Origin of the sequence: Paenibacillus sp. 7541 (assembly GCF_002276395.1) — a bacterium.
In the GTDB taxonomy this organism is placed as follows: Bacteria; Bacillota; Bacilli; order Paenibacillales; family Paenibacillaceae; genus Paenibacillus_AQ; species Paenibacillus_AQ campinasensis.
This window is the reverse complement of record NZ_NQLZ01000016.1, coordinates 218,411-243,176: the sequence shown is the minus strand read 5'-3', so window position 1 is coordinate 243,176 and position 24,766 is coordinate 218,411. Positions and strand designations below refer to the sequence as shown.

22 protein-coding genes, 10 tRNA genes and 1 pseudogene are annotated in these 24,766 nt (G+C 50.8%); 25 read left to right on the top strand and 8 right to left on the bottom strand.

The features are described 5' to 3' along the window. Positions 1–64 precede the first annotated feature (64 nt). The 10 genes from CHH75_RS11780 (at position 65) to CHH75_RS11735 (ending at position 1,175) form a co-directional block, all read left to right on the top strand. Positions 65–140, top strand: a tRNA-Phe gene (locus tag CHH75_RS11780). Between the two features lie 20 nt (positions 141–160). Then, a tRNA-Thr gene (locus CHH75_RS11775) sits at positions 161–236 on the top strand. A gap of 5 nt (positions 237–241) precedes the next feature. Next, positions 242–327 (top strand) — tRNA-Tyr (locus CHH75_RS11770). A 5-nt stretch (positions 328–332) separates the two neighbouring features. Further along, positions 333–406: transfer RNA gene (locus CHH75_RS11765), tRNA-Trp, on the top strand. A 21-nt stretch (positions 407–427) separates the two neighbouring features. Continuing rightward, a tRNA-His gene (locus tag CHH75_RS11760) sits at positions 428–503 on the top strand. A 20-nt stretch (positions 504–523) separates the two neighbouring features. Continuing rightward, positions 524–598, top strand: a tRNA-Gln gene (locus tag CHH75_RS11755). A gap of 14 nt (positions 599–612) precedes the next feature. Further along, positions 613–687 (top strand) — tRNA-Gly (locus tag CHH75_RS11750). 10 nt (positions 688–697) lie between these two features. Beyond that, positions 698–771, top strand: a tRNA-Cys gene (locus tag CHH75_RS11745). Between the two features lie 10 nt (positions 772–781). Further along, positions 782–858 (top strand) — tRNA-Arg (locus CHH75_RS11740). Positions 859–1,091: 233 nt separating this feature from the next. Beyond that, positions 1,092–1,175, top strand: a tRNA-Leu gene (locus tag CHH75_RS11735). A 45-nt stretch (positions 1,176–1,220) separates the two neighbouring features. Here the strand turns inward: CHH75_RS11735 and CHH75_RS11730 are convergent. From CHH75_RS11730 to CHH75_RS11715, 5 genes are all read right to left on the bottom strand, one after another. Beyond that, positions 1,221–2,162 (bottom strand): site-specific integrase, encoded by a 942-nt coding sequence (locus CHH75_RS11730; protein ID WP_217989076.1) that lies wholly within the window; start codon positions 2,160–2,162, stop codon positions 1,221–1,223. Next, positions 2,159–2,416, bottom strand: a complete 258-nt coding sequence (locus tag CHH75_RS25040; RefSeq protein WP_217989075.1) for a hypothetical protein — start codon at positions 2,414–2,416, stop codon at positions 2,159–2,161. Before CHH75_RS25040 ends, CHH75_RS11730 begins: the two co-directional genes overlap by 4 nt. Positions 2,417–2,491: 75 nt before the next feature. Then, entirely contained in the window at positions 2,492–2,764 is a 273-nt protein-coding gene (locus CHH75_RS11725) for a helix-turn-helix domain-containing protein (protein WP_095398220.1), read from the bottom strand. A gap of 449 nt (positions 2,765–3,213) precedes the next feature. After that, positions 3,214–3,453, bottom strand: coding sequence for a helix-turn-helix domain-containing protein (locus CHH75_RS11720; RefSeq protein ID WP_095398219.1), 240 nt, complete (start codon positions 3,451–3,453; stop codon positions 3,214–3,216). A gap of 65 nt (positions 3,454–3,518) precedes the next feature. After that, positions 3,519–3,911, bottom strand: a complete 393-nt coding sequence (locus tag CHH75_RS11715; RefSeq protein WP_095398218.1) for a sigma-70 family RNA polymerase sigma factor — start codon at positions 3,909–3,911, stop codon at positions 3,519–3,521. Between the two features lie 306 nt (positions 3,912–4,217). On the opposite strand from CHH75_RS11715, the gene CHH75_RS11710 reads away from it, so the two are divergent. The 15 genes from CHH75_RS11710 to CHH75_RS11645 all read left to right on the top strand — a co-directional run bounded on the left by CHH75_RS11710 (position 4,218) and on the right by CHH75_RS11645 (position 21,126). Next, positions 4,218–4,688 carry a MarR family winged helix-turn-helix transcriptional regulator gene (locus CHH75_RS11710; protein WP_095398217.1) on the top strand — a complete coding sequence of 157 codons (471 nt, stop codon included), beginning with the start codon at positions 4,218–4,220 and terminating at the stop codon, positions 4,686–4,688. An 89-nt stretch (positions 4,689–4,777) separates the two neighbouring features. Beyond that, the gene (locus CHH75_RS11705) at positions 4,778–5,755 is read left to right on the top strand and encodes an ABC transporter permease (protein WP_255223021.1); all 978 of its coding nucleotides are present in this window, start codon (positions 4,778–4,780) and stop codon (positions 5,753–5,755) included. Then, a complete protein-coding gene (locus tag CHH75_RS11700) occupies positions 5,752–6,576 on the top strand; it encodes an ABC transporter permease (RefSeq protein ID WP_095398216.1) in 825 nt (274 codons plus the stop codon). The genes CHH75_RS11705 and CHH75_RS11700 overlap by 4 nt, the downstream gene beginning before the upstream one ends. Beyond that, the gene (locus tag CHH75_RS11695; RefSeq protein WP_095398215.1) at positions 6,573–7,364 is read left to right on the top strand and encodes an ABC transporter ATP-binding protein; all 792 of its coding nucleotides are present in this window, start codon (positions 6,573–6,575) and stop codon (positions 7,362–7,364) included. The genes CHH75_RS11700 and CHH75_RS11695 overlap by 4 nt, the downstream gene beginning before the upstream one ends. Further along, entirely contained in the window at positions 7,361–8,176 is an 816-nt protein-coding gene (locus CHH75_RS11690) for an ABC transporter ATP-binding protein (RefSeq protein ID WP_155618006.1), read from the top strand. The genes CHH75_RS11695 and CHH75_RS11690 overlap by 4 nt, the downstream gene beginning before the upstream one ends. Positions 8,177–8,205: 29 nt before the next feature. Beyond that, on the top strand, positions 8,206–9,669 hold the full coding sequence (locus CHH75_RS11685; RefSeq protein ID WP_095398213.1) for an ABC transporter substrate-binding protein: 1,464 nt from the start codon (positions 8,206–8,208) through the stop codon (positions 9,667–9,669). After that, on the top strand, positions 9,641–9,820 hold the full coding sequence (locus CHH75_RS24640; RefSeq protein ID WP_141235833.1) for a hypothetical protein: 180 nt from the start codon (positions 9,641–9,643) through the stop codon (positions 9,818–9,820). Before CHH75_RS11685 ends, CHH75_RS24640 begins: the two co-directional genes overlap by 29 nt. 87 nt (positions 9,821–9,907) lie before the next feature. Further along, positions 9,908–11,737, top strand: coding sequence for an ABC transporter ATP-binding protein (locus CHH75_RS11680; protein WP_230875685.1), 1,830 nt, complete (start codon positions 9,908–9,910; stop codon positions 11,735–11,737). Positions 11,738–11,742: 5 nt separating this feature from the next. Beyond that, positions 11,743–13,479 (top strand): ABC transporter ATP-binding protein, encoded by a 1,737-nt coding sequence (locus tag CHH75_RS11675; protein ID WP_073304302.1) that lies wholly within the window; start codon positions 11,743–11,745, stop codon positions 13,477–13,479. Between the two features lie 190 nt (positions 13,480–13,669). Continuing rightward, a complete protein-coding gene (locus tag CHH75_RS11670; protein ID WP_095398229.1) occupies positions 13,670–15,445 on the top strand; it encodes an ABC transporter ATP-binding protein in 1,776 nt (591 codons plus the stop codon). After that, complete coding sequence (locus CHH75_RS11665) at positions 15,446–17,191, top strand: ABC transporter ATP-binding protein (RefSeq protein ID WP_095398212.1); 1,746 nt, start codon at positions 15,446–15,448, stop codon at positions 17,189–17,191. It abuts the gene before it with no gap. 37 nt (positions 17,192–17,228) lie between these two features. Further along, on the top strand, positions 17,229–18,008 hold the full coding sequence (sufC, locus tag CHH75_RS11660) for a Fe-S cluster assembly ATPase SufC (protein ID WP_095398211.1): 780 nt from the start codon (positions 17,229–17,231) through the stop codon (positions 18,006–18,008). 26 nt (positions 18,009–18,034) lie between these two features. After that, positions 18,035–19,375 (top strand): Fe-S cluster assembly protein SufD, encoded by a 1,341-nt coding sequence (gene sufD / locus CHH75_RS11655; protein ID WP_095398228.1) that lies wholly within the window; start codon positions 18,035–18,037, stop codon positions 19,373–19,375. A gap of 21 nt (positions 19,376–19,396) precedes the next feature. Then, a complete protein-coding gene (gene sufB / locus CHH75_RS11650) occupies positions 19,397–20,794 on the top strand; it encodes a Fe-S cluster assembly protein SufB (protein WP_095398210.1) in 1,398 nt (465 codons plus the stop codon). 14 nt (positions 20,795–20,808) lie between these two features. Continuing rightward, on the top strand, positions 20,809–21,126 hold the full coding sequence (locus CHH75_RS11645; protein ID WP_095398209.1) for a Fur family transcriptional regulator: 318 nt from the start codon (positions 20,809–20,811) through the stop codon (positions 21,124–21,126). 275 nt (positions 21,127–21,401) lie between these two features. Here CHH75_RS11645 and CHH75_RS11640 read toward each other — a convergent pair whose 3' ends face one another. The 3 genes and pseudogenes from CHH75_RS11640 to CHH75_RS11630 all read right to left on the bottom strand — a co-directional run bounded on the left by CHH75_RS11640 (position 21,402) and on the right by CHH75_RS11630 (position 24,337). Continuing rightward, entirely contained in the window at positions 21,402–21,806 is a 405-nt protein-coding gene (locus CHH75_RS11640; RefSeq protein WP_155618008.1) for a DUF2268 domain-containing putative Zn-dependent protease, read from the bottom strand. Between the two features lie 75 nt (positions 21,807–21,881). Further along, positions 21,882–23,159, bottom strand: coding sequence for a serine--tRNA ligase (serS, locus tag CHH75_RS11635; protein ID WP_095398207.1), 1,278 nt, complete (start codon positions 23,157–23,159; stop codon positions 21,882–21,884). A 267-nt stretch (positions 23,160–23,426) separates the two neighbouring features. Continuing rightward, a pseudogene (locus CHH75_RS11630) lies at positions 23,427–24,337 on the bottom strand (SDR family oxidoreductase). Positions 24,338–24,766: the final 429 nt, after the last annotated feature.

The following is a 24,766-nucleotide window of genomic DNA, read 5'->3' as shown; positions in this document are numbered from 1 at the left end:
TTCTTTTCTTAGTAGGGTTGAGATGTATATCCGGAACGGATGTCGTCAAGCTCGAAGAGCTTAAGGCTCGGTAGCTCAGTCGGTAGAGCAGAGGACTGAAAATCCTCGTGTCGGCGGTTCGATTCCGTCCCGAGCCACCATGTAAGTTACAATTGTATATGCCGGTGTAGCTCAATTGGTAGAGCAACTGACTTGTAATCAGTAGGTTGGGGGTTCAAGTCCTCTCGCCGGCACCACTTATGGAGGATTAGCGAAGTGGCCAAACGCAGCAGACTGTAAATCTGTTCTCGTACGAGTTCGGTGGTTCGAATCCATCATCCTCCACCAGTTATAGGGGCATAGTTTAAAGGTAGAACAGCGGTCTCCAAAACCGTTAGTGTGGGTTCAATTCCTGCTGCCCCTGCCAATCGAAACATCTTTAAATATGGCGGTCGTGGCGAAGGGGTTAACGCACCGGATTGTGGCTCCGGCATTCGTGGGTTCAAGTCCCATCGATCGCCCCATATTTCTTAAAAAATCATAATGGGGATTAGCCAAGCGGTAAGGCAACGGACTTTGACTCCGTCATGCATAGGTTCGAATCCTATATCCCCAGCCATTGATTTTTTACTTGCGGACGTGGCTCAGCGGTAGAGCATCGCCTTGCCAAGGCGAGGGTCGCGGGTTCGATTCCCGTCGTCCGCTCCATTTCTATTTTGGCGCCATAGCCAAGTGGTAAGGCACAGCTCTGCAAAAGCTTTATCCCCAGTTCGAATCTGGGTGGCGCCTCCATCTCAAATACGTGCCCTTAGCTCAGCTGGATAGAGCGTTTGACTACGAATCAAAAGGTCAGGAGTTCGAATCTCTTAGGGCACGCCACTTTTCCATCAGGTGGGCTTCCCACATGATATAGGCTAAGCAAGTAAATTGCATATATTTTTAATATGCCGGTGTGGCGGAATGGCAGACGCGCTCGACTCAAAATCGTGAGCGTAAGTCAAAGATTTAACCGCTGAAGCCTTGGTATTACTGGATCCTTCAAAAGATGTTTCAAAAGTTCTCTCCTGTAGTTCTCTCCTTTTACCAAAGGGGCGATGGAGACTTTATAATGTGCCGGTGTGGCGGAATGGCAGACGCGAACGACTCAAAATCGTTTGGGGAGACCCGTGGAGGTTCGAGTCCTCTCACCGGTACCACATTAATAACAAACAGTTCATTAGATTTAATTCTAATGGGCTTTTTTATATTTTTATGACCTCATTCATTGTATTGGCTGAAGAAACTTTGGAACTGTACTCTAAGTGAGAATAAATATTAGCTGTGGTGGAATAATCACTATGTCCCAACCACTCTTGGACTTCTTTCATGCTGACACCATTGCTCAAGAGCAGAGTAGCGCAGCTATGGCGAAGATCGTGAAAACGGATATGGCGCATGCCGTTCTTCTTCAGCACGAGAGCAAAATGTTGGGTAATATAGTTAGGCTTGATTCGCTCGCCCATAGCATTGACATAAATGTAACCAATATAGTCTTTGCAGTACGAATCCCTGAAGAGTTGATGATTTGTTTCCTGTTGCTGCTTCAATTGCAAAAGAAGGTCGTAGAAAGCATCTACAAGGGGCAGAGTACGGAGACTTGCCTTGTTCTTTGTTCGATCCTTCTCAATCGTGATCAACTTTCCATTCAGTGAACCAGAAGTGACCGTATGTCTGATCGTGATCGTTTTATTGAACAGATCAATGGCAGACCATTTTAGACCTACCACCTCACTCCGCCTTAATCCATAAAATGCTCCCAAGATTACAGCCAGCTCAATCTTGGTGCCTTTGATAATTTCTAAAAGTTGATTAACTTCTGAGGCACTGTATGAACTGCCCACAAAGGATTCCTTCTTCGGACGAATGATTTTGTCGGCAGGATTAGAACTAATTCGATCTGTGATGTATGCTTGTTGAAGTGCTGAACGAATATTGGCATGATAATGAATGACGGTGTTGGCGCTCACACCCCATTCATTTAAGGCATGGCTGTAAAAATCCTGAATATGGTGAGGTTTCAATTCCAGGAGTGTAATGCCTTTTTCTCGGAAGTAAGGAACGATGCGCTTCTCCACTGAGTTAACATAGGATATATAGGTGATCAGTTCGACCCTATGCTTCACCGTGTCTAACCAATTCATCATGTAATCTGCAAATATGGTCTGATCAACATCAGAATTTTCTTCATTGTTTTGCTTTCCTTGTTCTTTTTTTTTTCAATTGTTTTTAATTCAAAATTTTTGCGAGCATCCATTAGCATGGACTCCGCTCTTTTTTTGTTTCCTTTGACGGGCAAGCCCGTAGCAATCCATTTACTTTTCCGGTTCCCCTCCTCATTTTTATAATTTAAGACGATATAGAAAAGACCTTTTTTTTCTTGTAGGTGGCCTGCAACCATGATTCATTTCCTCCTTGGTTAGCAGCACCGATCCCACCATTGACACTTTAAATATACCATAGCAAAATTAATGATTCAATGCACTAAAGCGTCGCAGTGAGGAGTCGGTTGATGAGTCATTATGCTGTGGAGATAAGCAATAATGGTGGCTTTGGGGATTTTATACGCTCTGCCTATTTTGAAGTGATTGATTTTATTAGCTTGTAAGAGCTTGTATCCAGTTTTAATGCTGATTCCACCGAGCATTTCACACATCTGAACGACATTGACTACGTCCGGATAATCTTGAAACATGTGCGAATAAAAAATGAGTGCTGACTCAGATGGAACGTCAGACTGGTCATGCATGTCACATGTCTCCTTTCATAGAAAAGAAGATTATGTATACGAAAAAAAACCTGTTTCAAGTTGCAGGTGGTTAGCCCACACATAACTTCATTTACAAAGCTCCCCCTCATCCGAGCGGGCTGCCCCCAATGCAGTGACGCTGGCCAGGCAGAAGTATCATTATCTCTTCCTGTAGATCATCGCGATTCACCTCACCACAAGATGATTCCAGCCAAAAGTTGATCGCTCAAGTTTATAACGAAAATAAACTGTCATGGCGCTTTCGCTGTGTAGCTATTGTATTTTTAACAGCCACAGGAAGAACGTACTCGTAACAGGAATATGTAATTGTCATGGTACAGGGTGAGTCGATTTGAGTAGATCAGCGATGCTAAGGAGAAGAAGTATTATCTGCTCACTTATTAATTGATGATTTTTGAATTGAAAGGCAACCATTGAGTTGAAATAAGTTAGTCGATTGATGGTTGCTTTTTAAAACCTTCTTCTTTTTTATAGTTGTAACGAGAAAGATCAAAGCGCCTAATTGCCATAATAAACTCAAGAACCATCTGTTGTTTGCAGTCTTCGTTAATGATGCCATTGTATCGAGCATATTTATTGATAAGCGGTTCGTAACGATTAATCAATTCGATTTCCGCTTCGTGGTCGCCTTTTTGAGCCAACTGGATTAACTCCATGACATCGCGCATTATATAATCCCTCCTTAGTTTTTTTTGTGAATTACATTAACTAAGGAGGACTTCGATTATTTATTTTAAGTAATGGAAGATTGGTAATGCTTTTTAAGTTTGAACAACAATTTTTTTTTTGACTTGGTAATAGCTTGTCTGGTGACACCAAAGACACGGGCTATATCCTCGTCGGTTTTGTCTTGAAAATACTTTAGATGAAGAAGTTCTCTTTCTGACGACTCAAGATCATTCATTGCCTGTAGAAGTGCAATGTTTTGTTCGAGAATGATAAAAGGACTTTCACAGAATTTAAAGGCAACATTGATCTGGAAGTCAGCTTCATCAAATGGCCTGAAACGATCATTTTCCATACATAATTTTTTGAAAAAGTCGCGACTTGCATGGCGTAAAGTAGTACTTGCATAGCTGCTGAATCCTTTTTCAATAGCTTTACGATTTTTGAGATCCCTGTTCATAATTTCACCCCCTTTCACTATGTAATTGGGAGGATGCAACGGAAAAAGCAACTTTTTGTTGAATTTTGGAAAGCATAAAAAAACATGATCAATGAAAAAGCGTATTGCTTGACACAAGGTATATAGGTGCTATATACTTGTTTGATGAAAGGTCCATAAAGTTTGCAACGTCTTGATAAGAACAAGATAATCAGTATCGATTCAAGAAAATTTTTTATTATAACATTATAGCAGCTAAAGGCTTTTAGCGCTTAATTCACTGCGCTTTAAATTAGATTGCTATTTGTTTATAAGGTGGTGACGGAGATGAATGCAGGTGAATGGAAAAAGCAAGAACTAAGTGATGCATTTCTGGGTGCCGTTTACGCGTATATGGATTATGAGAAAACGACGCATCTCTTAAAAACGAAGGATGGAAAGCAGATTTATTATGCAGAAATTCATATCGTATCCGCGATCCATGACCATGAAGGGATTCATGTGTCGGGTTTGGCGGATTTGCTTGGTGTGACGATCGGAGCTGTTTCGCAAATATTAATGAAACTTGAAAAGAAAGGGCTTATCAAAAAAGAACGTGATGCACGTAATCAATCGCGTTTTTTATTGAAGCTAACTCCAGATGGAGAAATTACGCATCTTAATCATTTGAAGTTTCACGAGGAGTTTGATGAATTATTTTGTTCGGCACTCGACGAGGGAAGTGTAGAACAAGTTCGTTTCTTAAAACAGTTTTTTAGCCGAATAGAACATAAACTACAGGATGTGACGAAAAAATAATTTTTTTTAAGCAACGCCTATAGCAACTTAATACTTTAAAGTCAGATTCCATCAAACATGATGGAATTAAAAAATATTTGTAATTGAGAATGATTATCTTCTTCATAGGAAAGGGAACAGATTTCATGGTGGGTTTCTTAAAAAGGTGCATAGGCCTGATCATTACTCTTTTGGGGGTGACGGCACTTTCGTTTCTAATGGCCAATATTTCAATTGTTGATCCCGCTGAAGCTTATGCACGAAATGTATTTTTGCATCCGACGGAAGAACAAATTGTTCAAATTCGTACGGAAATGGGGCTGGATCGGCCGTTATACCAGCAATATATACAATGGTTAGGCAGCAGTTTGCGTGGGGATTTAGGGGTTTCTTTACAGACAAAAAATACAGTCGCATCAGATATTGGCCAGAAGCTGCCTATAACCATGCAACTTGTTGGCATGTCCCTATTGTGGGTGGTGGTCTTTACCATTCCTGTTGCCCTTATCACTGCCTTGCGAAAAAATAGTTGGTTTGACCACGTTGTTAGAATAGCAACGATATTGGGTGCTTCACTGCCCAACTTCTGGCTGGGATTCTTGGTACTTCTTTTGTTCGCTGTAACCTTTCCAATTGTGAAGGTTGTGGACTACGGCAATCTTATGAGTCTTATTCTTCCTTCTCTCGTTCTAGCTGTTCCGGTTGCTTCGATATCCATTCGCTTATTTCGCGCGACGCTGCTTTCCAATCTGAATAAGGATTATGTTGCTTATGCGAAAGCAAGGGGACTGAGCAACGGAAGGATTGTATGGGTTCACGTGACAAGGAATTCTCTGCCGCCGCTCATTATGTTGTTTGGTCAATACATGGGTCACATGATTGCGGGAAGTGCCATCGTGGAAAGCATTTTTTCCTTGAAGGGCGTCGGTATGTATCTGATTGACGCGATTATGGCTCGGGACTTACCGACGATCAATGGTTGTGTATTGGTCATCGCCCTTATTTTTGTTTTTGGCAGAGTGCTTGCGGATATCGTCAATTGGCGGCTAAACCCCCGGATGATGGATAAGGGGGAAGGAGCTTTATGATTATAAAAATTGTTAACAACAAGCAGGCGCTGACAGGACTTGTAATGATCGCATTGGTAAGCCTGGTTGCTGCAACTGCTCCGCTGATTGTACCCAATGACCCGCACAAAATTGATATCGTGAACCGATTCTTATCCGCAAACGCGCAATACCCACTCGGTACGGATCAACTGGGACGTTGTGTGTTATCGAGGCTGCTCCTTGGGGCGAGCTACTCGCTGGGCATTGCCGTACCGACACTGATGGCGCTAGGGGGCATTGGATTAATACTGGGAACGTCAGCCGCTTATTTAGGCGGGCGTTTGGAACGGGCTTTACTGATCATCTGTGATCTATTTATGGCTTTTCCATCGCTGGTCATCGTACTGTCTCTTGTCGGGGCGTTGGGACAAGGAATACCCAGCATCGTTGTGGCCGTGATGTTCTCTTTGTGGGCTTGGTACGCCAAAGTGGTATGGAGCTATGCGTGTCTGGAAAAGAGCAAGGACTACATTCTTGCATGCATTATAGCCGGGTGCAGGCACAGTAGAATTATGTTCCGACACATCATTCCTAATATCCTTCCTCAGTTTGTGGTGTATTTGAGCACGGGAATGGCTTCCATGATCATCATGATATCCGGTTTTTCATTTTTAGGATTGGGTTTTGAATCAGGCACGCCAGAATGGGGAGCGATGTTGAACGAAGCCAGGGCGAGTTTTTATTCTCATCCGACATTTGTCCTTTACCCTGGCCTTTGTATTCTGTTAACGGCAGCGGGCTTCAACTTATTCGGAGAGGCGCTCAGAGACATCATTTCACCGGAGGAGGTGAGCGAATGAACGGTTTGTTGGAAGTGAGAGATCTTTGTGTCGGACTTAAGGAGCAGCCGAGCCGTCTGATTGTCAAGCATGTAGATTTTACGCTTCGCCAAGGAAAGGCACTAGCTCTTGTAGGGGAAAGCGGAAGCGGAAAGACGATGACCTGCAAGGCGCTTATGCGGTTATTGAACATGAACAAATTTGAGGTTTCCGGAAGTATTCGGTATAGGGGAGTGGAACTGCTAACACTTGGTGAAAAAGAAATGCGTGCGCTATGCGGAAGCAAAATAGCGATGATTGTTCAAAATCCGATGACCGCCTTCAATCCAACAATCAAAATCGGCGGGCAAATCATAGAGTCGATAAGAGCTCATCGAAAAATCGGCAAAAAAGAAGCGTATGATATTGGTATCCAAGCACTGGAGCAAATGAATTTGCCGCGCTGCGAACAATTAATGAACAGTTTTTCTTACACATTAAGTGGAGGAATGCTGCAAAGAATCATGATCGCAGTAGCCTTGATTCACAAGCCGGAAATCCTTATAGCGGATGAGCCTACTACCGCTCTGGACGTGAAAAACCAAAGCATTGTACTTGAGGAACTCGATCAATTGAAGAAAAGGGGGATTGCGCTTCTATTGATTACTCATGACTTGGGCGTGGCCGCGAAGCTTGCGGATGATATGGTGGTTATGAAAAGCGGGGAGATCATTGAACGCGGGACTGTTTTCGAACTCTTCGCATCGCCTCGGGAAGTGTACACCAAAGAACTGCTGGGAGCCAGGTTAATGAAAGGAGCAGGGCTGTGATTGAACTGAAGCAGGTATCCAAGCAATATCAAGTAAAGGATAAGCGAGGAAATAAACGGACTGTCGATGCCGTGAAGCCATTATCGCTTTCGTTGGATCATCAAACCAGTTACGCCCTTGTAGGCGAAAGTGGCAGCGGAAAAAGCACCTTGGCCCGTCTGATGCTGGGGATCGAGCGACCGACAAACGGAGAGGTATGTCTGGAGGGGAATAATATCGCTATGCTGCGTCCAGGCGAATTTCGGATGAAAAGGGCTGATCTTCAGATGGTGTTGCAAAATGCACAGAGCTCACTCGATCCCAGACTTCCGGTATTTGATTCAATCGCCGAGCCGATCCGGTGTTTGAAGAAGATGGACAAACAAAGCGAGCGCCAGAAGATTCTGGAACTGGCCGACAAAGTTTGCTTGACCGTTGATCAGCTTAATCGCCTTCCGCATGAGTTGAGCGGCGGCCAATTGAAACGGGTATGCATTGCGCGTGCAATGAGCGTATCCCCAAAGTTTATTGTTTTTGATGAATCCGTTAGCGGGCTGGATGTGACGGTCCGAAAGCAAATTCTCGACTTGATTCTTCAGCTAAAAAATGACGGAATAGGCGCATTCCTGTTTATTACCCATGATATCGATGTAGCGATCTATATGGCGGATCACATCATTGTGATGAAAGATGGATCTATCGTTGAACGGGTTGAACATGCTGGTTCTTATGATGATTTTAAACATGAGTATTCGAGGAAGATGATTGAGTCGCTTCCTCCGAAGTCTCCGGAATACCGGAACCAACAACATCGGATGGCTGCGACCCTTTAACAGCAGTAGGCTAAGAGGAGACGATTCCCATGAGAAAAATGATTGATGCTCTCGTTGTAATAGCGTTATTGCTATTTGTTTTAACTGCTTGCTTACAGACAAATACCGAACAAACGGAGGGTGAGATTACATTAACGGAAAGCTGGGATTTTGCCGGAGGTTTTTACCCGATTGAAACGCTAACGGTAAATGCCAATTACGGTCCACAGTTTTACATGGTCAATTTTTATGAAACGCTTGTCCGTTATAAGGATGGAGAAATCATTCCTGGTCTGGCAGAGTCCTGGGAGATATCGGAGGACGGCTTGATCTATACATTTCATTTAAGAGAACAAGTGAAGTTTTCCGACGGCTCACCTTTTAATGCGGAAGCGGTCAAACGAAATCTGGAGGTAATCCCGGCGAATCTCGGACCAATGAATGGAGGTCTGGGAACGGTGTCTACACTCCTGGACCAGATTGTTGTCATCGACACTCATACGGTTGAAGTGCATCTTACAGCCCCTTACTATGGAGCGCTAAAGGATTTTACACTGATGAACCCAATGGCGATGGTATCGCCCGATGCATTCAATGCGGACGGCTCTCCGGGAGATGTCCTCAGAACGGGCACGTTCGGAACGGGTCCTTACATGTATGAGGGGGAAACGGACGGGACGACGTACACCTTTGTTAAAAATCCGCATTATTGGGGCGAGGAGCCCGAGGTCGAACGCTTTCATGTGAAGGTGATTCCGGATAACGATACCAAGCTGCTGGCTTTGCGCAATGGGGAAGTAGACATTCTCGTAGGAACACGGCATATGTCCTATGATCGTTTTAATGAAATGAAAAAATCGGGCTACGGAGCGCAGATTTCAGAAGGGATAGCCAGCAACACGCGGTATCTTGCATTTAATGTGTCCAAAGCGCCTTTCGATGATCGGAATGTACGACTGGCAGCCAGCCGCGCAATCGACAAAGAGGGAGTTGTACAAAGCATATTTATGGGAATTGAAACGAAGGCCGACAGTATTTTCGATCCTGCAATGCCTTACAGCAACGTGGAACTTGTTCCCCATGCATACGACATGGATCAAGCCAAGTTGATTTTAGAAGACGCTGGCTGGGTGGATACGGATGGCGACGGCGTCAGGGAAAAAGACGGCAAGCGCTTGGCAGGCGAGATTCTGTATATTAAGGGAGATGCCATGATCGATGATTTACTTTTGGCGATTTCGGCGCAATGGAATGAACTCGGTATGGACATCAAGCCAAAGGGGATGGAAAAAATGACTTTTCACGCTGAGTTCGCAAAGGCCGATTTTGACCTCGCTTTTTATGAAACTTACGGCTCTGCCTGGGATCCCCACACATCGATGACAAATATGAAGCCCGATTACAGACATGGTTATCCTGCGGCCCAGGCGCTGGCGCTCGTAGAGAACGGCAACGAGATCATAGATGCGCTTAATGTCAGCACAGATGAAGGAGCAGATTCAGGAGATTTATGATTTGGTTTTAAACGAAATCAACGACCAGGCCATTCTTATTCCTCTTTCCTATACCAAAGAACTGGCCCTGTACAATAGTCAAAGAATAGCGCATTACTCGTTTAACGGACAACCGGCTGATATTGACGTCGCTGCTATTCAGCTAAAATAAAAAAGCTTTCCCTCGTCTGTAAGGGTGAGGAGAGCTTTTGTTCGGTCAAAGTGTATAGCAGCTATATACTTTTGGGAGGTGTGCTGATTGGGAGGACAATATAATAACCCAAAGAAAAATCGTTCGACAGATGACAATCGCAGCGGCAACTTGGCCGGGGAGGAAGCTCCGCGTATGCTGCCGATAAGCGATACGTTTCGCATGTTGCGCCCGATCCAGATTCACTTGATCACGTGCGCGTTCCTCACCGGGGCGAGCGCGGTAGCCGGCTTTGCGCCGTACTTGGCCATTGTGGAGATCGCCAGAGCCTTGTTCGTAGCCGCCAATGCCGCAGAGGCTGCCAGTACAGTGTGGATCTGGGTCGGCATCGGCGCCGCAGGCGCTGCGTTGCGACTCATTATGCTCGGGTTGTCCACGCATGTCGGCCACAACGCCGACGCAGAAATGCTGCATCATCTCCGAGGTCAAATTGTGAAGCGGCTTGGCGTTCTGCCTCTCGGCTGGTTCCGAGCCGCCGGTTCCGGACAGGTGAAGAAGGCGATGACCGATGATTTGGAAGCGATGCATGAACTGTTCGCCCATGCGTTGGGAGCGGTTGTCGGCGCAGCCGTTTCGCTTGCTGTCGGCTTCACTTACCTGATGCTTGTGGATTGGCGGATGGCGCTCATTACGCTCGCAGTCCCGGTGCTGGCCGCAATTACGTATAAGATGGCGATGCGATCGCTTCCCGCGCACATGTCCCGATTGTTAACCGCAGAGGGACGGATCAGTTCCGCAAGCGTGGAGTATGTTGACGGAATTAACGTCGTAAAGACGTTTGGAGGTACAAAGGGCCGAATATTGGCCCGTTTCGACGAAGCGATGAATGAACACACCGAGGCTTATCGAGCTTGGGTAGCAGGACATCGGAACAGTTCCGCCATGAACCGGGTATTGGGCTCGGAGATGGTCCTGCTTGGCGTAGTATTGTCCGCGGGACTGGCATTCGTGAGCGCAGGCTGGCTTGCGGTTGCCGATCTGCTCCCTTTCCTCGTTGTAGGCGTGGGGCTGCCGACAGCTTTCGGTCCGCTGATCCATGGCTCGCAAGGCGTTCGTATGGCGCGTATGGCAGCCGGCCACATCGGCAGCCTGTTGTCCCGCGAACCGCTGCCCGAGCCCTCGGAGCCTCGTCAACCTCGGGACAATCGCATCGCACATGAGAAGGTATCCTTTTCTTATGATGGACTTACTCAGGTGGTAAGCGAGATCGAGGCGGAGTGCAAGCCCGGTACCGTCACCGCACTGGTCGGTCCGTCCGGCGCGGGCAAATCGACGCTCGCCAGCCTGCTGCCGCGCTTCTACGATGTAACGGGAGGCGCAATCCGTATCGGCGGCGCGGATGTGCGCGAGATCGGTTCCAAGACGCTGCTTTCTTCCATGTCGCTAGTATTTCAGGAAGTTATGCTGCTGCGGGATACCGTGAAGGAAAATATCCGCATCGGACGCCCGGAAGCTACGGATGAAGCCATTTATGAGGCGGCCAAGGCTGCCCAGATTCATGAGGTAATCGAACGTCTTCCGAACGGGTACGACACAATGCTTGAATCTGGCGGGGGAGGATTGTCGGGCGGAGAGCGTCAACGTCTGACGATCGCGCGCGCGATTCTCTCGGGCGCCGGCATCGTCGTACTGGACGAAGCGACGGCCTCGCTCGATCCCGACAGCGAGGCGGCGGTGCAAGACGCATTGGCCGAGCTCACAGCTGGCAAGACGGTCATTGTCATCGCGCATCGTCTTCATACCATTAAAAGCGCAGACCAGATTCTCGTTCTGGATGGAGGGCGTCTTGCCGAGCGCGGCAAGCACGAAGAACTGCTTGCCGAAGGCGGGTTGTACGCTCGGATGTGGGAAGCGCAGAAGAGGGGGGAATCCGCTTGATTCGTATGATTGTTCAGTTATATCGTCTTTGGCCGGATCCGAAGCTGCTGGTTCGCATGTGGCTGCTGAGCGCCATTCTTGCAGTGCTGCAGGGGCTGCTGCTCGGACTGCTGATCCCGATTCTGCGTGCGCTGCTGCAGCCGAGCCCCGATTTCGAGGCAGCCGCCCCTTGGCTGATTGCTGGGGCGGCGGGACTTGTGGTCTATGTGGTGCTGACTGTGCTGGCTACACCTATTGGGTTCGCCGCGAGCATGAAGCTTGCGGTTCAACTCAGACATCATCTGATGAGTCATGTGACGACGCTGCCGCTTGGCTGGTTTACCGCTGCCCGTAAGGGAGAATTCGTCCGTACGGTCACGAATGTGACCGGTGTCCTGTCGCAATTGACCGTGACGGTAGGAGCTCCTGCGATTACCGGCGTGCTGGTGCCTGCTACGATTGTTGGTGTCACCTTTATGGTGGATTGGCGGCTCGCCTTGGTGCTGCTCGTCACGATACCCGTATCGTTATTCGCGCTGCGCCGCTCCAGGCGAACCGTTGATGAGGTATCCGCTGATATGGAAATAGCGGCGAACGAAGTGGCCGGTCGAGCGATAGAGTTCGGTCAGGCCCAGCCGGTATTGCGGGCAGCGGGACACGGCACGACCGGCAGTGTTCGCATGCGGGACGCTCTTGCCGACCATCGCTTGCGGTATCGCCGTGGATTGAAGCGCATGCTGTTTCCTGATTTGTCATACAGCGGCGTAGTCATGATCGGTTTTATTGCGGCAGTCGTACTCGGTGTGCAGCTGCTGCTTGCCGGAACAATCTCCATGGCGGATACGATTGCCTTGCTCGTGCTGGCGGTACGCTTTCTTGAGCCGCTCGGCGGGATGATCGATCACGCTTCGGGTCTTGGCGCGATGGACTATCTTGCAAGGCGTGTCGAGGCTGTGTTGCATACGCCGTCGCTGCCGCACAATCCTCGGCCGGTGCGCCGGCTGGAACGGACCGATATTGCGTTCAACGACGTGACTTTCTCGTATAGCGACAAGCCTGTACTGACGAATGTGACGTTCGAATGTCCTCACGGCAGCACGACGGCATTGGTTGGTCCGTCCGGCTCAGGCAAGACGACGGTGACGCGGCTGATCGCCCGATTCTTCGATGCCGATGCCGGCAGCGTCAGTGTCGGCGGGACGGACGTCCGCGATATTGACCATAACGTTCTGATGAACGACATCGCGATTGTATTTCAGGAAGTCTATCTCTTCGACGCCACAATTGAAGAGAATCTTCGGCTGGCCCGGCCGGATGCAACCGAAGATGAACTGGCCGAAGCGGCCCGCGCCGCTCGGCTGGATGAAGTGGTTGCGCGTCTGCCCCACGGCTGGAAGACGCGGGTAGGCGAAGCGGGGGCGCAGCTGTCCGGCGGAGAACGGCAGCGGGTATCGATCGCGCGCGCATTCCTCAAGAAGGCGCGCATCGTACTGATCGACGAAGCGGCATCGGCGCTCGACCCGGAGAATGAGCGCGCCATTGGCGAGGCGATTGCGGGACTGGCTCGCGATCCCGAGCGAACCGTAATCGTGATTGCCCACCGTCCATCGACGCTGGCTGCGGCTGATCGCGTCGTCGCTCTCGACAGGGGAGAGGTTGCCGAAGTAGGGAGCCCTGAAGCGCTTCGCAAATCCGGCGGAATATATGCCCGGTTGTATAACCAATACGAGAGAGCCCGAAGCTGGCATATTAAGCGGGCTTGAGATGGAGCAGGGAAGGCACTGCGGAACGTGACAGCGGAAATCACTTAACTTTTCCGGGAAGTATGGGGAATAGGCTTTTTAGATATAAAGTGTATAGCAGCTATATTCTTTTACTCATAAATAGGTGTTGGTATATCAACACGGATAGGGGGAACTGATGGGTAACGATCATGTGCATGGTCATCATTCAATGAATGACATGCTTCATTCATCTACTGGGGGCGAGAACGGGCAACTTGCAAAATCCGACGCACTGTGGCGGTTGTTGCGGCCCGTTCATCTGCACCTTGCCTGGTGTGCAATTCTGTCGGCAATCGGCGCGGCTGCCGGGTTCGCTCCTTATATCGCGGTTGCAGAAATTGCACGCATGATGCTCGGTGCGGGGGAGACTAGCGGAAGCGCCGTATGGATGTGGGTCGCGATCGGTGCGATTGGAGCAGGGGTCCGCCTGCTGTTCATTTTCGCTTCGTCGCGGCTTGGGCATTATGCGGACGCGGCGCTGCTGCATGACGTGAGAGTACGCATCGTAAGCAAGCTGGGCGTATTGCCGCTTGGCTGGTTCCGCGCCAGCGGCTCGGGCGCCATAAAAAAACGGATGACCAACGACCTGGAGGAGATGCATCAACTGATTGCGCACGCGCTTGGCGAGCTGGTCGGGGCAGGCGCGGCCATGATTACAGGATTTGCGTATTTGCTGCTGGTGGATTGGCGTATGGCATTGATCTCCATGGCTGTATTGCTCCTCATGGTTATAAGCTATCGGATCGCCATGCGTTCGGCTACGACCCATATGTCCCGTCTGCTGGCCGCAGAAGGGCGAATCAGCGCGGCGAGCGTAGAATATGCGGACGGCATTGCGGTTGTGAAGGCGTTCGGTACAGGCGGACGCATGAATGAACGATTCGGCTCCGCCGTGAAGGAGCATACGAACGCCATGCTCGACTGGGTGAAGGAAACGACGTACAGCTCTGCGGCATCGCGGTTGCTTTCTTCCGAGATGACGGTGCTCGGCGTCGTCATGATTGCCGGACTTGCGCTTGTGAGCGCAGACCAGCTCGCGATGGCCGATCTGCTGCCGTTTCTCGTCATTGCCGTTGGCCTGCCGACATCGATCATGCCCGCCATTCAGGGCGGGCAAGGGATACGAAAAGGCCGCGTTGCCGCCAGCAATATTGAGGAGCTCCTGCAGCAACCGGCCTTGCCGGAGCCAGCGCATCCCAAGCAACCGGCATCCTATCGCGTTGAATTGAACGACGTGTCTTTCTCGTATGACGGGTCAACCGAGACGCTGTCGTCGATCAGCGCGGTGTGCGAGCCGGGCACCGTTACGGCGCTCGTCGGTCCTTCGGGGGCGGGCAAGTCGACGCTGGCCAGTCTGCTGCCGCGATTTTACGATGTGACGGGCGGGTCGATTACAATCGGAGGCGTCGACGTGCGCGATATGACATCGGAGACGCTGCTGTCGTCGATGTCGCTCGTGTTCCAGGATGTCATCCTGCTGCGCGATACCGTGACCGAGAATATCCGCATCGGCCGTCAGGATGCCAGCGACGAAGAAGTGCGCGAGGCTGCGCGGGCTGCCCATATTCATCATGTGATCGAGCGTCTGCCTCAGGGATACGATACGGTGTTGGGCAGCGGAGACGGCGGCTTGTCCGGCGGAGAGAAACAGCGGCTCACGATCGCGCGCGCGATCCTGTCCGGGGCGCCGATCGTCGTGTTGGACGAAGCGACCGCTTCGCTCGATCCCGATGGGGAGACGGCCGTTCAGGAGGCGCTGGCAAAGCTCGCGACGGGCAAGACCGTCATTGTCATTGCGCATCGGCTTCATACCATTAAGAGCGCGGATCAGATTCTCGTGCTGAACGGCGGTCGACTGGTTGAGCGGGGCAAGCACGAGGAGCTGTTAGCCAAGGACGGATTATACGCGCGGATGTGGAACGCGCAGCAGAAGGGAGAGTCGTAAATGATTCGCAAACTGTACAACTTATGGCCGGATCGCAGCATATTGCTGCGCATAGGAGCGCTGCAGGCTGTTTTGGCCATCCTGCAAGGACTGCTGCTCGGGTTGTTGGTGCCGATATTGCGGGCGCTGCTGCAAGCCGAACCGGATTTCCAGGCGGCCGCTCCTTGGCTCATTGCGGGTTCCGTCGGGCTTCTTCTGTATTGGGTGCTCACGGTCATCGCGACGCCGATCGGCTTTGCCGCCAGCATGGAGCTGGCGGCGGCGCTTCGCCATCATGTGATGCGCCATGTCGCCACGTTGCCGCTAGGCTGGTTCACCGCCGCCAACAAGGCGCGGCTGGCGCGCGCCGTGACGGCGGACGCCGGCAATATCGGGCATTTGGCTGTCGTCATCGGGGCGCCGGCCATTGTCTCCATGCTTGTCCCGCTTACAATCATCGGAGTTGCAGTGGCGCTGGAATGGAGAGTGGCGCTCGTATTTCTGGCGATTATTCCGGTTGCGCTGCTGACGCTTCGGCATTCCGGACGTATTGCATCGGAGGCGGATATCGAGCTCGAAGAAGCGGCCGCGGAAATCGCCGGCCGCGCGATTGAGCTTGGTCAAGCCCAGACGGTGCTGCGGGCGGCGGGACAGGGGCAGTCGGGGGGCATGCGCATGCGGGAAGCGCTGGATGAACATCGGGCCTCGTACCGTCGAGGGCTAAGACGTGTCATGCTGCCGGATCTGTCGTATACGGCTATTGTGCTCGGTGGCTTTATCGCAATCCTGGCCTTCTCCGTATACTTGCTTCTGTCCGGTTCGCTTGCACTCACGGATACGATCGTACTGCTGGTGCTTGCGGTCCGATTTTTGGAGCCGCTCGGCAATTTGATCGAGCTGATCGGCGCGCTGCGCGCCATGGAAAATGCGGCTGTCCGCGTTCAGTCCATACTGGATACGCCTACTCTACCGCATTTGCCGAATGCAGCGACCGCACTGGAGCATGCGGGGATCGAGTTCGAAGGCGTGACGTTCTCCTACGGGGATACGCCAGTGCTGAACGACGTTACATTCCGCTGTCCGGCAGGCAGTACGACAGCGCTGGTCGGACCATCTGGCTCAGGCAAGACGACCGTCACACGGCTCATTGCCCGGTTCTTCGATGCCGATGCCGGATGCGTGCGGGTCGGCGGCGTGGATGTTCGGCAGCTTGATCCCGGTGTGTTGTTGAACGATATCGCCATCGTGTTCCAAGAGGTATATCTGTTCGATTCCTCCATTGAAGAGAACCTTCGGCTTGCGCGCCCGGACGCTTCGCTTGAGCAGCTTAACGAAGCCGCACGCGCTGCCCGTTTGGACGAAGTCATCGAACGGCTGCCCGATGGGTGGAATACCCGTGTCGGGGAAGGGGGATCGCGGCTGTCCGGCGGAGAACGGCAGCGTGTATCGATTGCGCGCGCCTTCCTTAAGCAAGCGCGCATCGTACTGATCGATGAAGCGGCGTCCGCGCTTGATCCGGAGAACGAGCGGGCCGTAAGCGAAGCGATTGCGCGGCTCGCGCGCGACCGCCGCAGAACGGTCATCGTCATTGCCCACAGACCGGCTACGCTTGCGGCGGCGGATCAAGTCATCGCGCTTGAGGCAGGACGGATTGCAGAGATGGGATCTCCGGCGGAGCTTCGTGTCGCAGACGGAATGTTTGCCAAGCTATATGGTCAGTACGAGCGGGCCCGCAGCTGGCATATTGCCGAACGGGAAAGTTCCTAACGCGTTCTACATTATTATTGAGAGGAGCTATCGAACCATGACTACACAATTTGAAGTTCGCGGTCTGAAGACCGCTATTAACGGAAAAGAAATTTTGAAGGGTGTCGATCTGGCAATCAAGGGCGGGGAGATTCACGCCATAATGGGCCCGAACGGCACCGGCAAAAGCACGCTTGCTTCCGCATTGATGGGCCATCCGAACTATGAGGTGATCGAGGGCGAGGCTTTGCTTAATGGTGAGGATCTGTTGGAAATGGAAGTGGATGAACGCAGCCGAGCCGGATTGTTCCTCGCGATGCAGTATCCGAGCGAGATTGCAGGCGTAACCAATGCCGACTTTTTGCGAAGCGCCATTAACGCACGTCGTGGCGAGGGCAATGAAATGTCATTGATCAAGTTCATCCGTCAGATGGAAGGCACAATGAAAGAGCTGGAGATGAACACGGAGTTTGCTCACCGCTACTTGAATGAAGGATTCTCCGGCGGGGAGAAGAAGCGCAATGAAATATTGCAAATGAAGCTGTTGGAACCGAAGATCGCCATTCTCGACGAGGTTGATTCGGGGCTCGACATTGACGCCCTGAAGGTTGTAGCGGCAGGCATCAACGCGATGTGCGCCGAGGACCGCGGTTTTCTGATCATCACGCATTATCAGCGTCTGCTCGACTATATTACGCCCGATTATGTGCATGTGATGATGCAGGGCCGCATCGTCAAGTCGGGCGGAGCTGAACTGGCGTTGCGTCTGGAGAATGAAGGATATGAATGGATCAAAGAAGAGCTCGGGATCGTCGATGAAACGGTCGGTCGGCTGTGAGCATGGAAGAGGAGCGACGGAATATGATGAACAAACCGGTATCGAAATCTGTTCAGAGCGCTGCGGCAGAGGCGCTCTCGAGATCCAAGGGCGAGCCCAAATGGTTGACGCGGCTGCGCGGAAATGCGGCGCAGGCTGCGGAAGGACTGGAGTGGCCGAAGCCGGACAAAATACGGCTCGACCGCTGGGCGCTGGATGCGCGCGGTCGCTATCTGCCGGCTGACGAGATGTGCGACAGCGAGGAGCTTCCCGGTTCGATTCGGGGCCTGGCGCCGGAGGATAGTGCGTCCGGTTTGATCGTGCAGCGCAATTCCAGCGTGGTGCTGAAGCGGCTTTCCGTGGAGTTGAAGAGCAAAGGAGTCATCCTCACCGATCTGGAGACTGCGGCGCGCGAGCATACGGAAGTGCTCAAGACGCATCTGTTCAGCGCCGTCAATTGGGAGGAGAACAAGCTGACGGCACTGCACGCAGCGTGGTGGAACGGCGGAATCTTCGTCTACGTGCCGAAGCATGTGGAACTTGAGCTGCCGATTCAGGCACTGCTGTTCAGTGACGATGCGGAGGCTGCATTCGCGCCACACATCTTGATCGTGGCCGACTCCCATAGCAGGATCTCCTACATCGATCATGTCGTGTCTGAGCCAGGCGACGGACTGCCGCCAGCTATCCATCAATCGATTGTGGAGGTTATTGTGAAACCCGGGGCTCGGGTGCAGTTCGCATCCATTCATCATTTGGCCGACAATGTCGTCGATTTGACGTTGCGTCGGGCGATTGTGGAACAGGGTGGCCGAATCGAGTGGATCATCGGCGACCTGAGCGACGGCAATGTATTCTCCGACACACGATCAAGTCTCCACGGCAGCGGATCAACGTCCGATGCGAAGGTGATCAGTATCGGAGCGGGATCGCAGCAGTTGAGTCTGACGACACAAGCGGTTCACTTCGGCAAGCGCACCGACAGCCAGATGGTGACGCGGGCGGTCATGAAGGAGCGGGGCACGGCAATTATAAATGGCGTTACGAAGATTGAGAAGGGGGCGTCGAAGGCGAACGGAGAGCAGACGGAGAAGGTACTGATGCTCAGTCCGAAAGCGCGCGGCGACGCCAACCCGATTCTGCTGATTGACGAGGACGACGTAACGGCGGGTCATGCTGCGAGCGTAGGCAAGGTTAGTCCGGAGCAGATCTATTACTTGATGTCACGCGGCATTCAGAGGGAGGAAGCGGAACGTCTCGTAGTCCAGGGCTTTCTCGCGCCGATTGTGTCCGGGATACCGGCCCAGAGCGTCAGAGAGCGGTTGAAGCGGTTGCTCGAGACGAAGCTTCAATCTGGAACGCAATCGTCCGAGGGACAGCTGCGATGATAACGAAGGAGGATGACAACGATGACCAAGACAATGCCGGAGATCGAAGCGTACAAGTACGGATTCCGCGACGAGCATAAGGCCGTATTTCAATCCGGGAAGGGGCTTACGGCGGAAATCGTGCGCACCATTTCCAAAATCAAGAACGAACCGGATTGGATGCTCCAATTCCGGCTGAATTCACTGGAGCAATTCAAAGAAATGCCCCTCCCCAATTGGGGAGGCAAGCTGGACGATCTGGATTTTGACGACATTCAATATTACGTTCGTCCCTCGGGAAAACAGGGGAAAACGTGGGAAGAGGTACCTTCCGAAATTAAAGAGACCTTCGATAAGTTGGGCATTCCGGAGGCGGAACAAAAATTTTTGGCGGGCGTATCAGCGCAGTATGAGTCCGAGGTTGTTTATCACAGCATGAAGGAAGATTTGGAGAAACAGGGCGTTATTTTTACTGATACGGATACCGCATTGCGTGAGCACCCTGAGATATTCAAAGCGTATTTTGGTCGAGTTGTCCCTGCAAGCGACAATAAATTTGCTGCTCTTAACAGTGCTGTTTGGTCGGGAGGCAGCTTCATTTATGTGCCCAAAGGAGTGAAATGTGAAGTTCCGCTGCAGGCGTATTTTCGCATCAATTCAGAAAATATGGGTCAGTTTGAACGCACGTTGATCATTGCGGATGAAGACAGCTTTGTGCATTATGTGGAGGGCTGTACAGCGCCGGTATACAGTACGAATTCTTTGCATAGCGCGGTCGTCGAGATTGTTTGCAAGAAGAATGCCCGGGTTCGGTACACAACGATTCAAAACTGGGCGCCCAATATTTATAATTTGGTTACAAAGCGGGCAATGGCTGAAGATAATGCAACCATGGAGTGGGTGGATGGCAACATCGGCTCCAAGCTTACGATGAAATACCCGTCTGTTGTTCTGAAGGGACGTGGCGCCAAGGGAATGGTTCTTTCTATTGCAGTTGCAGGCAAAAATCAGCATCAGGATGCGGGTGCGAAGATGATTCATTTGGCACCGGACACAACTTCCACAATTGTTTCCAAATCGATTAGCAAACATGGAGGCAAAGTGACCTACCGAGGATTGGCTTCGTTCGGCAGACAAGCCGTTGGTTCCAAAGCAAACATCCAATGTGACACGCTGATCCTTGACAACGAGTCCACATCGGACACGATACCGTACAATGAGATCATGAATGATAATGTTACGCTTGAGCACGAAGCCACCGTCTCCAAGGTTTCAGAAGATCAGCTGTTCTACCTGATGAGTCGGGGCTTAAGCGAAGCTGAAGCAACGCAAATGATTGTCATGGGATTCATCGAACCGTTCACGAAGGAGCTTCCGATGGAATACGCAGTGGAAATGAACAGGCTTATCAAGTTTGAAATGGAAGGCAGCATCGGGTGATAGGGAGGGTTTCCATGATGATGAATATGGCTCCCGTGCCAGATCAATATATGGATCAGTTGAAAGCAAGAATGGAGCAGTGCGGTATAAGATGGACAAAGCAGCGCGCTGCAATAATAAATATATTTGTAGTAAAAGGTGTAGGGCTTTTAACGGCGGAAGAGGTATTTTTAGCGGCTAAGAGAAAGCTTCCCAAGCTAGGAATGGCAACGGTGTATCGTACCCTGGAACTGTGTGTTAAAGTACGTTTACTACGCAAGATATTTAATGACCGAACAGCTAGATACTGTCTTTGCCCATTTGAAATGAATGGGGATATCCATTCCTTATAACTAGTAGATTGGGAAAAGTATTAGAGAGACTTCATGCCGACAAGAAGATTGGTCTATGAAAAGGAAGAGGGTGGCTTGTGAACATACAAGCTATCCTCCTTTTCGGTGCTGCAATCAGATTTGGTCTTCAACGCCGCTTCTCGCATTCTGCACCGAACAATATTCGTTGTTCTACTACGAAGGGAACATTAAACATTTTGGAAGTATCCTGAATTCTTCATGATTTCTTCTCCGCTCAATAGTGCAGCCTCTTCAACGGAAATCCCCTGTCTTCTTTAGGAAGGCCTGAACAGCACGGTACCCAATGGCATATCCGCTATAGGAGGGATGCCCGTACGTTCGGCACCCTCGTAGCTCGCCTGGTCTCCGAACATATACTTGCGTACTTCACCGAACCCCTTAACGTCAAGCGCTTTCCTAATCACACGCCGCGCTTGCTCCAACTCATCGCAAGCTAATCTATTCACCCAGGGTCGCCGCGATTCAAAGCCGTACAGGTTCTCAGCAAATCTCTCGGCAAGCCCCTTCACCGCCAAATATTTGGCAACAGTAATATCCATAAAATCCCACTTGCCGTTCGCAAACAAGACGGTATGGTGGAATTCATGGGCCACGATTGACGGCAGTATATCGAGATTTTCATCGGGCAAACTCCCTCGCTCGATGTGTCCGCTTCCCAACCTCCTATCAAAGCGCACTTCTAGTGATCATAAAACCTACAGCCCCTCTGTGGACAGAAGGGCTGCCTTAGATTATCAGGGCTTCAGAAATTCCAGCCCTTGCATGTATCTCCGCAACGCTTCCGGAATCCGGATGGATCCGTCTTCCTGCTGATGATTCTCCAGCAGTGGGATCAATATACGGGGCGAAGCGATGGCAGTATTGTTCAAGGTGTAGCAAAATTGCGTCTTGCCGTCCGCATTCCGGTATCGAATGTTCGAACGACGGGCTTGAAAATCCAGCAGATTGGAGGCGGAGTGAGTCTCACCGTACGCTTGGCGGCTTGGCATCCAGGTTTCGATGTCCCATTGTTTGTAGGTTTTTTGAGACATGTCGCCTGTGCATACAGCCATGACGCGATAAGGCAGCTCAAGCAACGACAGGATCTCTTCCGCATTGGCTGTGATCTCTTGCAATAGCTGTTCCGATGTATCCAAACTGGCTTCACACAAAATGACTTGCTCAACCTTTGAGAACTGATGCAACCGGTACAAGCCATGAACGTCTTTTCCTGCCGATCCTACCTCATTGCGGAAGCAGGTTGAGATGGCAGCGAGTCGGATGGGCTCGGTGACATCCACGATTTCATGGTCGTAATACGACACAAGCGGCACCTCCGATGTACCCACCAGCCATTTATCCTCTTCTGCCATCCTGAACGTCTGACTTTGGCTTAGCGGGAAGTGTGCGGTATTGACCAATGCCTCTGTCCGGACCATGAGCGGCACCTCAAGCAGCGTGAACCCTCTTTGGATGAGCACATCGAGGGCCAACTGCTGGACCGCCCGGTGCAAGAGCGCTCCCATGCCTGTAAGATAGTAATTGCGGCTGCCGGCGATCTTAACGCCGCGGGGGATATCGATCATCTGATGGAGCTCGCCAAGCGCGACATGATCTTTGGGCTCGAAATCAAACCTTGTCGGTTCACCTGCCCCTCTTACCTCTACATTGTCATGATCGGAGCTGCCCGCAGGCGTATCCGGCGACACCACATTAGGTACATGGAGCATGAGCTGTCTGTAATGGGTTTCGACTTCTTTATGTTCCTCTTCCACGGTACTTAAGCGTTGATTGATTTCCTTCACCTGCTGTTTGTTGCGGTCAGCCTTCTCACGCTCATTGCTCCGCATCAACCCGCTGATCTCCTGGCTTAGCCGGTTGCGATCCTGCCGCAGCTGCTCCAGCTGCTGGAGCAGGCTCCGCCGTCTGTCATCGTATGCGACCAATTGAGAGATCGAGAGGGAAATCCCTTTTTGATCCGCGACGGCTTGCACTTCCGCTTGATTTTGCCTAATCCATTTGATGTCCAACATGGCAACGAACTCCTTTTAATGAGAATATAAAAAGCGCTCTCGTCCGATTGGGACGAAGAGCGCTATTCTCGCGGTGCCACCCAAATTGATCGAACAGCATAAACTGCTCAATCCACTCAGTTCCACGGTAACGGGCGGACCCGGTTAACTTAGGGGGAATTTTTCCCCTTGACGAAAACGCCTCCGAGTTGGATTCTCATCATCGGCCTGATGTCATTATTTTTATAGTATATCTTAGACTGCTCAATGTAATCAAGGGGCTGAGATTTACCGGTACCCCTTAGCATCTGCCGGCTTGCCCGCATCCTGAACTTCGACGATGTAACGCCAAGCATCCGGCCGTGAGCCGTCGAGATCCGTTATCCCGTATTCGTTGGCAAGCTCACCGCTTGATGTCGATTGTCCGCTCCAGCGAGCGGATTGTGAATCATTAGCCAATGCCGCGATCCCGCGACCAATGAAGCGTGGCGTTTCGGAAATGATGAAATGCGGTTCGCGGACGAGCGCATCTTTCCAGTTTGCTTCGGTTACGCCGTATTCCTCCAGCATGATTTCTGAGCGTAGCCAGCCTGGCGATACAGAGAGGGCACTCCCTTGGTAGGGGCAAGTTCATGCGCCAAAGACTTGGCCATTCGGATGACGGAGTTCTTCGCCAAATCGTAAAATAACGACAACCGGTAGTTTGTTTCATTATAGGCTTTCGTGCCGTCCGTGACTTCCACAACGAGCCCGCCCGGCTTGCGGATGAGTAGCGGCAGCGAGTAATGACTTGTAATGATATGGGTGTCTATGGCCAGATGGAGCATACGCAACCCGTTTTCCAATGAATGTTCCCACACGGGGACATTCCACTCCACCATATATTCGCCGCCCCAAATATCGTTAACCAAAATGTCCAGTTGACCTTGCTCGCGTTCAATTCTTGCGATTAAAGCCTGAACCTGAACGGGATCGAGGTGATCGACTTGCACCGCAATTCCGGTGCCGCCGGCCAGATCAACGAGTTCAGCGGTTTCTTCAATCGTTTCCGGTCGGTTGTATTCAGAGCGCCTCGTCCGTGTTGTACGGCCTGTCACGTAGACGGTTGCACCTGCTGCTCCCAATTCAATGGCGATGCCTCTGCCCGCTCCCCGGGTTCCTCCAGCAACCAAAGCTACTTTTCCTGATAAAGGCTTCATCACTTTCTACCTCTCTCGCTCAATTTAAACATTAAGGCTAATTCTTTTTTAAATTTAAGCAGTAGTCTCTTGTGCTTTTATCAAACTTCTTCGATTGCGTATCTTAAAGTGGTATGGGCATCCCAAAACAATCACTTCCCAGAAGCCGTTCCAACTTCAGTTGTTCGATTTTGTAGTGGAGGGATCAAACATCGGCTCAGAGAGAGGTTGATGTCAACCCTGGCAATTTCAATGAAAAATGTATATAGTAGCTATAGTATTTTGTCCAATTACGGATCAGCTCAAAATTCAGGTCTCCTTTCTTCTTATTCACATTATAGAAGCCTAATACGACATCTATTGACATATATAAATGTTTTTTTGCATCCATACATAACACATTACTTTGGATTTTCGCCGCAGGATGCAATGGGAGGTGGATCTTGAAGT

What these genes read in the sequence shown, in the direction of transcription:
- sufC (WP_095398211.1), top strand. Translation starts at nt 17,229, where the DNA reads ATGACTACACAATTTGAAGTTCGCGGTCTGAAGACCGCTATTAACGGA.
- CHH75_RS11720 (WP_095398219.1), bottom strand. Translation starts at nt 3,453, where the DNA reads ATGCGCGATGTCATGGAGTTAATCCAGTTGGCTCAAAAAGGCGACCAC.
- CHH75_RS11665 (WP_095398212.1), top strand. Translation starts at nt 15,446, where the DNA reads ATGATTCGCAAACTGTACAACTTATGGCCGGATCGCAGCATATTGCTG.
- CHH75_RS11700 (WP_095398216.1), top strand. Translation starts at nt 5,752, where the DNA reads ATGATTATAAAAATTGTTAACAACAAGCAGGCGCTGACAGGACTTGTA.
- CHH75_RS24640 (WP_141235833.1), top strand. Translation starts at nt 9,641, where the DNA reads ATGAAGGAGCAGATTCAGGAGATTTATGATTTGGTTTTAAACGAAATC.
- CHH75_RS25040 (WP_217989075.1), bottom strand. Translation starts at nt 2,416, where the DNA reads ATGGTTGCAGGCCACCTACAAGAAAAAAAAGGTCTTTTCTATATCGTC.
- sufB (WP_095398210.1), top strand. Translation starts at nt 19,397, where the DNA reads ATGACCAAGACAATGCCGGAGATCGAAGCGTACAAGTACGGATTCCGC.
- CHH75_RS11695 (WP_095398215.1), top strand. Translation starts at nt 6,573, where the DNA reads ATGAACGGTTTGTTGGAAGTGAGAGATCTTTGTGTCGGACTTAAGGAG.
- CHH75_RS11710 (WP_095398217.1), top strand. Translation starts at nt 4,218, where the DNA reads ATGAATGCAGGTGAATGGAAAAAGCAAGAACTAAGTGATGCATTTCTG.
- CHH75_RS11725 (WP_095398220.1), bottom strand. Translation starts at nt 2,764, where the DNA reads ATGCATGACCAGTCTGACGTTCCATCTGAGTCAGCACTCATTTTTTAT.
- serS (WP_095398207.1), bottom strand. Translation starts at nt 23,159, where the DNA reads ATGTTGGACATCAAATGGATTAGGCAAAATCAAGCGGAAGTGCAAGCC.
- CHH75_RS11685 (WP_095398213.1), top strand. Translation starts at nt 8,206, where the DNA reads ATGAGAAAAATGATTGATGCTCTCGTTGTAATAGCGTTATTGCTATTT.
- CHH75_RS11730 (WP_217989076.1), bottom strand. Translation starts at nt 2,162, where the DNA reads ATGATGAATTGGTTAGACACGGTGAAGCATAGGGTCGAACTGATCACC.
- sufD (WP_095398228.1), top strand. Translation starts at nt 18,035, where the DNA reads ATGAACAAACCGGTATCGAAATCTGTTCAGAGCGCTGCGGCAGAGGCG.
- CHH75_RS11675 (WP_073304302.1), top strand. Translation starts at nt 11,743, where the DNA reads ATGATTGTTCAGTTATATCGTCTTTGGCCGGATCCGAAGCTGCTGGTT.
- CHH75_RS11645 (WP_095398209.1), top strand. Translation starts at nt 20,809, where the DNA reads ATGATGATGAATATGGCTCCCGTGCCAGATCAATATATGGATCAGTTG.
- CHH75_RS11670 (WP_095398229.1), top strand. Translation starts at nt 13,670, where the DNA reads ATGAATGACATGCTTCATTCATCTACTGGGGGCGAGAACGGGCAACTT.
- CHH75_RS11715 (WP_095398218.1), bottom strand. Translation starts at nt 3,911, where the DNA reads ATGAACAGGGATCTCAAAAATCGTAAAGCTATTGAAAAAGGATTCAGC.
- CHH75_RS11705 (WP_255223021.1), top strand. Translation starts at nt 4,778, where the DNA reads ATGATTATCTTCTTCATAGGAAAGGGAACAGATTTCATGGTGGGTTTC.